This is a genomic window from Clostridium psychrophilum (assembly GCF_018861705.1).
Lineage (GTDB): Bacteria > Bacillota > Clostridia > Clostridiales > Clostridiaceae > Clostridium_AD > Clostridium_AD psychrophilum.
Genome location: NZ_JAHLEC010000145.1, coordinates 1 through 6,577 on the forward strand (window position 1 = coordinate 1; position 6,577 = coordinate 6,577).

The 6,577-nt window shown below is 28.1% G+C and carries 8 protein-coding genes and 1 pseudogene; 3 read left to right on the plus strand and 6 right to left on the minus strand.

Going from position 1 to position 6,577, the window contains the following annotated elements; genetic code table 11:
* Positions 1-411 precede the first annotated feature (411 nt).
* From KPL38_RS17565 to KPL38_RS17590, 6 genes and pseudogenes are all read right to left on the minus strand, one after another.
* Positions 412-1,065 (minus strand): annotated as a pseudogene (locus KPL38_RS17565) (energy-coupling factor ABC transporter ATP-binding protein); the annotation flags it as partial.
* 93 nt (positions 1,066-1,158) lie between these two features.
* A complete protein-coding gene (locus KPL38_RS17570; protein WP_216290437.1) occupies positions 1,159-1,968 on the minus strand; it encodes a metal ABC transporter permease in 810 nt (269 codons plus the stop codon).
* Positions 1,955-2,638 carry a metal ABC transporter ATP-binding protein gene (locus KPL38_RS17575; protein ID WP_216290438.1) on the minus strand — a complete coding sequence of 228 codons (684 nt, stop codon included), beginning with the start codon at positions 2,636-2,638 and terminating at the stop codon, positions 1,955-1,957. Before KPL38_RS17575 ends, KPL38_RS17570 begins: the two co-directional genes overlap by 14 nt.
* A 230-nt stretch (positions 2,639-2,868) precedes the next feature.
* Complete coding sequence (locus tag KPL38_RS17580) at positions 2,869-3,252, minus strand: NusG domain II-containing protein (protein WP_216290439.1); 384 nt, start codon at positions 3,250-3,252, stop codon at positions 2,869-2,871.
* Between the two features lie 206 nt (positions 3,253-3,458).
* Complete coding sequence (locus KPL38_RS17585) at positions 3,459-3,959, minus strand: P-loop NTPase family protein (RefSeq protein ID WP_216290440.1); 501 nt, start codon at positions 3,957-3,959, stop codon at positions 3,459-3,461.
* A gap of 82 nt (positions 3,960-4,041) precedes the next feature.
* Complete coding sequence (locus KPL38_RS17590) at positions 4,042-4,680, minus strand: hypothetical protein (protein ID WP_216290441.1); 639 nt, start codon at positions 4,678-4,680, stop codon at positions 4,042-4,044.
* Between the two features lie 391 nt (positions 4,681-5,071).
* On the opposite strand from KPL38_RS17590, the gene KPL38_RS17595 reads away from it, so the two are divergent.
* The 3 genes from KPL38_RS17595 to KPL38_RS17600 all read left to right on the plus strand — a co-directional run bounded on the left by KPL38_RS17595 (position 5,072) and on the right by KPL38_RS17600 (position 6,423).
* Positions 5,072-5,980, plus strand: a complete 909-nt coding sequence (locus tag KPL38_RS17595; protein ID WP_216290442.1) for a metal ABC transporter substrate-binding protein — start codon at positions 5,072-5,074, stop codon at positions 5,978-5,980.
* A gap of 78 nt (positions 5,981-6,058) precedes the next feature.
* The gene (locus KPL38_RS20130; protein WP_281419370.1) at positions 6,059-6,181 is read left to right on the plus strand and encodes a hypothetical protein; all 123 of its coding nucleotides are present in this window, start codon (positions 6,059-6,061) and stop codon (positions 6,179-6,181) included.
* A gap of 77 nt (positions 6,182-6,258) precedes the next feature.
* Positions 6,259-6,423 carry a zinc-ribbon domain-containing protein gene (locus KPL38_RS17600; protein ID WP_216290443.1) on the plus strand — a complete coding sequence of 55 codons (165 nt, stop codon included), beginning with the start codon at positions 6,259-6,261 and terminating at the stop codon, positions 6,421-6,423.
* Positions 6,424-6,577: the final 154 nt, after the last annotated feature.

Genomic DNA, 6,577 nt, shown 5'->3' on the forward strand with positions numbered 1-6,577 from the left:
TTTTGCAAAACATAGTAATCCTCCTCTACGTACTGATTTTGATATTATTATATCATAATTACTACGTTTGGAAGTAATTACAAGCTTTTTGTGGGATAATCATATTATTAATATGGAAATTCCTATGATATAATCATATTTGCATGGAACAAAATATGAAAATATGATTATACGTTAAACTTCTTTTGAAGCAATAAGATACATAATAAAGGGATATATAACATACAAAGAGCTTGTAATATATAGGTTACAAGCTCTTTGTATGTTTTATTAAAGATTGGAGAGTGAAAATATGAACTTGATTTTATTTAGGCTAATAAACAATTTAGCAAATAAAAACGCATTTCTAGATAATATTATGATTGTAGCTTCGAAGTATGTTATCTATTTATATGCATTTTTAGTAGGGTTATGGCTAAATACCTCCTCTGTAGTACCAACTAGGATAATTTCACCTTTACTTAGAAGATATACTCTATTAGCAAGCAAAGGGACAATATCAACATCATGTGTGGCAAAAATCAGAGCAATTCCGAGCTTTTCATTTATTAAATTCAATAATCTAATAAGTTTACTTACCCCTCGTGGATCTAAGGAAGAAGTAGGTTCAGCCAAGACCATAACTTTCGGCCCCATAGCCAGAACACTTGCTAAAGCTACCCTCTTTTTTTCACCACCACTTAAATTATAAGGGCTTCTACTATCGTACCCCGTCATTCCTACTACATCTAGAGCCCATGCTATAGACTCTTCTAACTCCTTACCGGAGATATGCATATTCATAAGACCATATGCAATTTCTTGGTGCACAGTAGAATTAAAAAGTTGATCGTCAGAATCTTGAAAAACCATACCAACACCACGGCGAATTTGTGGTAGGTTTTTCTTACAAACCTGTAATCCGTCAACAGTAATGGTGCCAGACGTTGGTTGTAAAAGACCATTGAAAAGTTGAAATAAAGTAGAATTGCCTGCGCCATTTGGTCCCAGTATAGCAACTATATCTCCTTTATTTATAGTCAGGTTGACATTATTAAGTGCTGAACAACCATAAAGTAAAAACATACAACATAATAAGTCATTAGCGGGGTGACATTCGTTAGATTTTAATATAATGCAAAATAAAAAAGAAGGAATTCAATTGTTCTTCCTATTTTCTCATGCTTTTCTAGAAACAACGGATATACATTTTTTTGTACATATGACTAATGCAAGTAATACAACTGAGCTCAATGCAGTTATTCCCCCCGGAGCACAATTCATATAATATGAAATATACAATGCCAACAATATATCAATTACACTAAACAATATTGAGTATAAGAGAGTTGTTTTAAAACCTTTTGTAAGTTGCATTGCTGTAGCAACAGGTAACGCAATCATTGAGCTTAAAACAAGTACTCCCACAATTCTCATAGAAACAGATATTGTAGCAGCAACTAATATAGCAAAGATGTAATTAATTAATTTAACATTTACTTTTGCAACTTTGGCTGCTTCTTCATCAAAGGCTATAATAACAAGCTTATTATATAAAATTATCAAAGTTATAATTGATACTAAACTTAATCCTAAGACAGCATATAAATCATCTCTTGTTACAGTTAATACACTTCCAAATAGAAATGAATTAACATTTGCATCTAGTTTCCCGGAACTCATAATAGTAATTGCAATTCCAACGCTCAAAGACAATACTACAACAAGTATTAGTTCAGCATATTTTTTGAAATAATCTCTTAAAAATTCGATTAATACTCCACAAAATGATGTAAATACAAATGAACCTATTATAGGATTTCCGTTAAATAATAATCCAATTGAAATTCCTGCAAGAGAGGCATGGGCTAATGTGTCACCAATCATTGAATATCTTCTCAGTACTAGAAAAAAACCAATACATGGACAAAGTATAGAAATTAATATAGATATCATAAAAGCATTTTGCATAAAACTATATTGAAACATTGAAATCATCACCTTTATTAGCATTTAAATATTCTTTAATATAGATATCAGGGGTGCATAGATGACCTTTTCCTTTGGATATATGATAAATAATCGAAGAATTTTTCATTGCTGCATTAAGGTTATGTTCAATAGCAATAACAGTTATTTTATTAGTTTTATTCAAGTCTTTAATTATTCTATAAATATCTTTCTGGCTATTTACATCAACTCCTGTGGAAGGTTCATCTAAAATTAACAAACTGGGACTTCCTAGTAGTGCTCTTACTATAAATATCTTTTGACATTGTCCACCAGATAATGTTCCTATAAGTGAATCTTTAAAATCCAGCATGTTAATATTTGCTAAAGCTTTAGTTACTAAACCCTTATCTTTTATTTTTAATACTTTTCTGTAGCAATTGAGCATCTCATATACAGTAATCGGAAATTGTGAATTTAAGAAATCAGACTTTTGGGGAACATATCCAATATCTTTATTCGAAATTGTTATAGTACCTTTAGTAGGAGACAAAAGATTTAGTATTAATTTTACAAGAGTACTTTTACCAGAACCATTATCCCCTAATATAGATAGATATTCACCATCATCGATAGTTAAACTAATATCATTAAGAACATATGGTGCCGAGTTAGTATAAGAAAAAAATAAATTGTTAATTTGAATCATAATTATCCTCCAATCAATATTCTTTAGCCATTTGGCAATTCCATTATCATATTGATTTTCTAAAAAAATATGTAAATGCTACTGTTGACAAAGTTTTCTTTATAAGTATATTATATATGCAAATGCGAATGATTTGCAAGAATAAAATTATAAAAATGTTCAAAAGGTTCAAAATCAATAGAGAATACTTCAAAAACAGAAGATGGACAATATAATTCACAATGCTATGGCTAATTAAGAACACTATCCACTGTATTGTTTTTCCCATTTATTTTAATTATCAATTTATGTGGAAGACATACTAATATTTGCCCAGCCTGCGATATCCAACCTTCTTTTACACATATTTTATCGGGACAATCAGAATCTTTAATTCGTATTTTCCCAGGAAGTATTTCAATTAAATTATAATCTCCAGTTTTAGTGTAAATATTCCATTCCTTCTGTGACTTCACAGCATTAAGATCTATAGTTTGAATTATTTTGCCATCCATTTTAATGACAGCGAAATTATGATTACTTTTAATGTGTTGTTTGTAAATAAATGTTCCAATTCCACTTATTAAGACAAGAAAAATTATCAAAATTGCTACTACCTTATCTCCCTTTTTCATAAGTATACTCCTTATATATATAAGATTTTTAGTGCTTACTAGTAAGAATTTTAATTATTCTTTCCCTAATCGTAAATATCGTGGTACATTGTGTAATGTCTTTCATGTTCTGCGTAAAAATCACCTGTTGATTTCAATTAAACAACTGCTATGCTATTTCTTTCATATAATAGAATTTACTATTAACATTTCATTTGTTTTCATAGCTAAATTGCCTTCAAAATATCTTTTTTATGATTTGGTACTTTATTTTCTAATCTGTTTTTTGTCTTCTCAGTGGCATTTTTTATATCTTCTTTTACAATAACATAAGTTTGTTTATAATCTTTAATTTTATGAGCATATACCCTCTTCTCATTTATTGACTTTGTTGCCATGTTCTTAAATATTCGTGGAACTAAACAATCCCTAATTATAGTCTCGAAATAGTTTTTTACGCCTCTAGCATTAGCAAATCCATCCCCATATTGTTCATACAATGACTGCATTTGTTCTTTTATTAAATTTTGTGTTTTATTATCAAATGTAATTTTATTTTTATTTGCTATTTTTTTTAAAATTTCTATCTTTTCTTTCTCATTGTAATCTTCAAAAATAAATTTTTCTGTAAATCTCGATTTTAATCCAGGATTAGATTTTAAGAATTTCTCCATAAGTTCAGGATAACCAGCTACAATAACAACAAATTTGTCTCTTTTATCTTTCATGATTTTGCATAAAGTTTTGAGCTTAAAGTATCACTAGCATATATGTATTGTGAACAATGTTTAAATTCTCCCTTTAAATTTATTATACATACATCTTGATCAAAAATACTACAGTACTGTCACAACCTTGCCAAATTGAATTATAATTTTCATTAACATCTCCAGAATATTCATAAGTGAAATTATTATTAATTTTTTTTCTTAATGTATATCCTTGAATTACTCCATTCTCAACTATAGTGTCTGTTAAAAAAAAGTTCTTAAGTTCACATCCTTTGTTAATCTTTAATTTATAATTACAAGTTCCTTTAATCATTAGGTTCTGAAATGGTATTGTAAGTGTTTCATTTTTAAACCAGGTTTTAATCTCATTAAAGTTATATTTAGCTTTTTCTTCTTTGTTACAATAACACTTAATAATATTACCAATTATATATTCTTCGGTTATATAAAGTTCATTATATTTCTCATTATTTGTTATATAAGCATATAAATTAATATCACTTTCTCCAGAATAAATAATTTTTTCACCTACTGTTATTTCTAGTTTGTTAAGTTTTTTGTTTTTATTATCGTATTTTTTGTACTCTCTAACTTCTCCTGATTCAAAAATTCCTCGAAATATCTTAGGATTATTTAAATCAACAAAACCACTATAATTGGGTAAATTATCAATATAAATATCGCCTCTTCCATTAATCTTAATAATAACATTCTCCACATTAAAAACACCTTTTTATAACATTTCCATTATCATTTATTTATAAATGCAAACCATTAGTATTTAAGCTTATATTAAATTATATTATTATATGTTAAAAATTGAAATTTATTTTAAACATTTTATACGAAACTTTTCAATATTAATTTTTGTGCTATCTTATAAAAGATATTATTACAGACATTATATTTTCTCCAATTATATATATTGACATTAAACAGTCTACTCCAATCCAAAATATTTTATAACTTTATTAAGATATAACTTTATTAAGATATAAAATGTATTTGGAAAAATATGTGGTTAATATTATTGACAAATAACTTTTATACTTATATTATATATGTAAATGCGAATGACTTGCAAGAACAAAATTCAAGGAGTGATAAAAATGTTTAAAAAGTTAATAATATTTGTTTTACTTAGTGCTACGATACTAACATTTACAGCATGTGGCAATAAAAAATCAGTAGAAAATAACAGCGTGAAAAATCAAGGGAAAGTAAAAGTTGTGGTTTCATTTAATGCAATGAGAGAACTTACAGCTGCAGTAGGAAAAGATAAAGTTGATATAGTAACTATTATACCTAATGGTACTGAACCACATGATTTTGAGCCAACAGCAAAAGATCTTGAAAACTTAAGTGATGCTAAAATATTTGTCTACAATGGGTTTAGTATGGAATCATGGGCTGATAAAGTTTTAAAATCTGTAGATAATAAAACTTTAATTTCAGTTGATGCTTCAAAAGGTTCAAAACCAATAGAGAATATTTCAAAGACAGAAGATGGACAATATGATCCACATTTATGGATTAGCTTAAAAGGTGCAAAAAATGAATCTAAAAATATAAAAGATGCTTTAGTAAAAGCAGATCCATCTAATAAAAGTTATTATGAGAAAAATTACAATGAGTTTGCCTTAAAGCTTGATAATCTTTATAATGAATATAATAAAAAATTCCAGACAACTAGTAATAAAAGCTTCGTAACTGGACATGCCGCTTTTGCATACCTTTGCAGAGATTTTGGATTAAAACAAAACAGTGTAGAAGATGTTTTTGCAGAAGGCGAACCAAGTGCTAAAAAGTTAAAGGAATTAACAGATTATTGTAAAAAGAATAAAATTAAAATTATATTTGTTGAGGATATGGTAAGTACAAAAGTTTCCGATGCACTTGCTAAAGAATTAGGGGCTAAAGTTGAAAAAATACACACCATAGAGAGCAAAGAGAATAATAAGGATTATTTAAAGTGTATGAAAGAAAACTTAGATTTGATATATAATAGTATAAAATAAAATTTATTGAAGTGCTTTCAACTTGTTTCTAGAGTTTTATTAAATATTGAAATACACCGAAAGTGAGGTGTTAATCCCATGGAATGTAAAATTGAGCAAGTGTCAGAGTGGGTTGATTTATCGAAATTAAATGAATTTAAAAAACATTTATGTGAAAAAGATTGTACTACTTATTTAGATAAAATTTCAACTGATACATAACTTTGTATTCTGTTTTTAGAATATAATTGTTAAAACGGTTGTTAGATTATATATGTATAAGAGGAGGAATGGTTAAAATGGCAGATAAAACTTTAATTTGTATTGACTGTGGTAAAGAATTTGTATTCACTGAGGGTGAACAAGAATTTTACAAAGAAAAAGGATTTGAAAATGAACCTAAAAGATGTCCTGATTGCAGAAGAGCAAGGAAACAACAAAACAACAGAGGATTTAAGGGATAGTAGAAAGTATTAATGGATCCATAGGATGAAACCTATGGATCCATTTTTTTAGTGTGCCTGGCATGGGCGTTTACTCGTCGGTGAAAGTCCGATACGGGGGCTGATAGTGCCATCCGTTAGCTTAAGACAAGGGTGTCCACCGTGAGGCGGAATC

Bases quoted from the DNA above. Each gene is read 5' to 3' on its own strand.
- KPL38_RS17570 (WP_216290437.1), bottom strand. From the start codon at position 1,968: ATGTTTCAATATAGTTTTATGCAAAATGCTTTTATGATATCTATATTA.
- KPL38_RS17575 (WP_216290438.1), bottom strand. From the start codon at position 2,638: ATGATTCAAATTAACAATTTATTTTTTTCTTATACTAACTCGGCACCA.
- KPL38_RS17580 (WP_216290439.1), bottom strand. From the start codon at position 3,252: ATGAAAAAGGGAGATAAGGTAGTAGCAATTTTGATAATTTTTCTTGTC.
- KPL38_RS17585 (WP_216290440.1), bottom strand. From the start codon at position 3,959: ATGAAAGATAAAAGAGACAAATTTGTTGTTATTGTAGCTGGTTATCCT.
- KPL38_RS17595 (WP_216290442.1), top strand. From the start codon at position 5,072: ATGTTTAAAAAGTTAATAATATTTGTTTTACTTAGTGCTACGATACTA.
- KPL38_RS20130 (WP_281419370.1), top strand. From the start codon at position 6,059: ATGGAATGTAAAATTGAGCAAGTGTCAGAGTGGGTTGATTTATCGAAA.
- KPL38_RS17600 (WP_216290443.1), top strand. From the start codon at position 6,259: ATGGCAGATAAAACTTTAATTTGTATTGACTGTGGTAAAGAATTTGTA.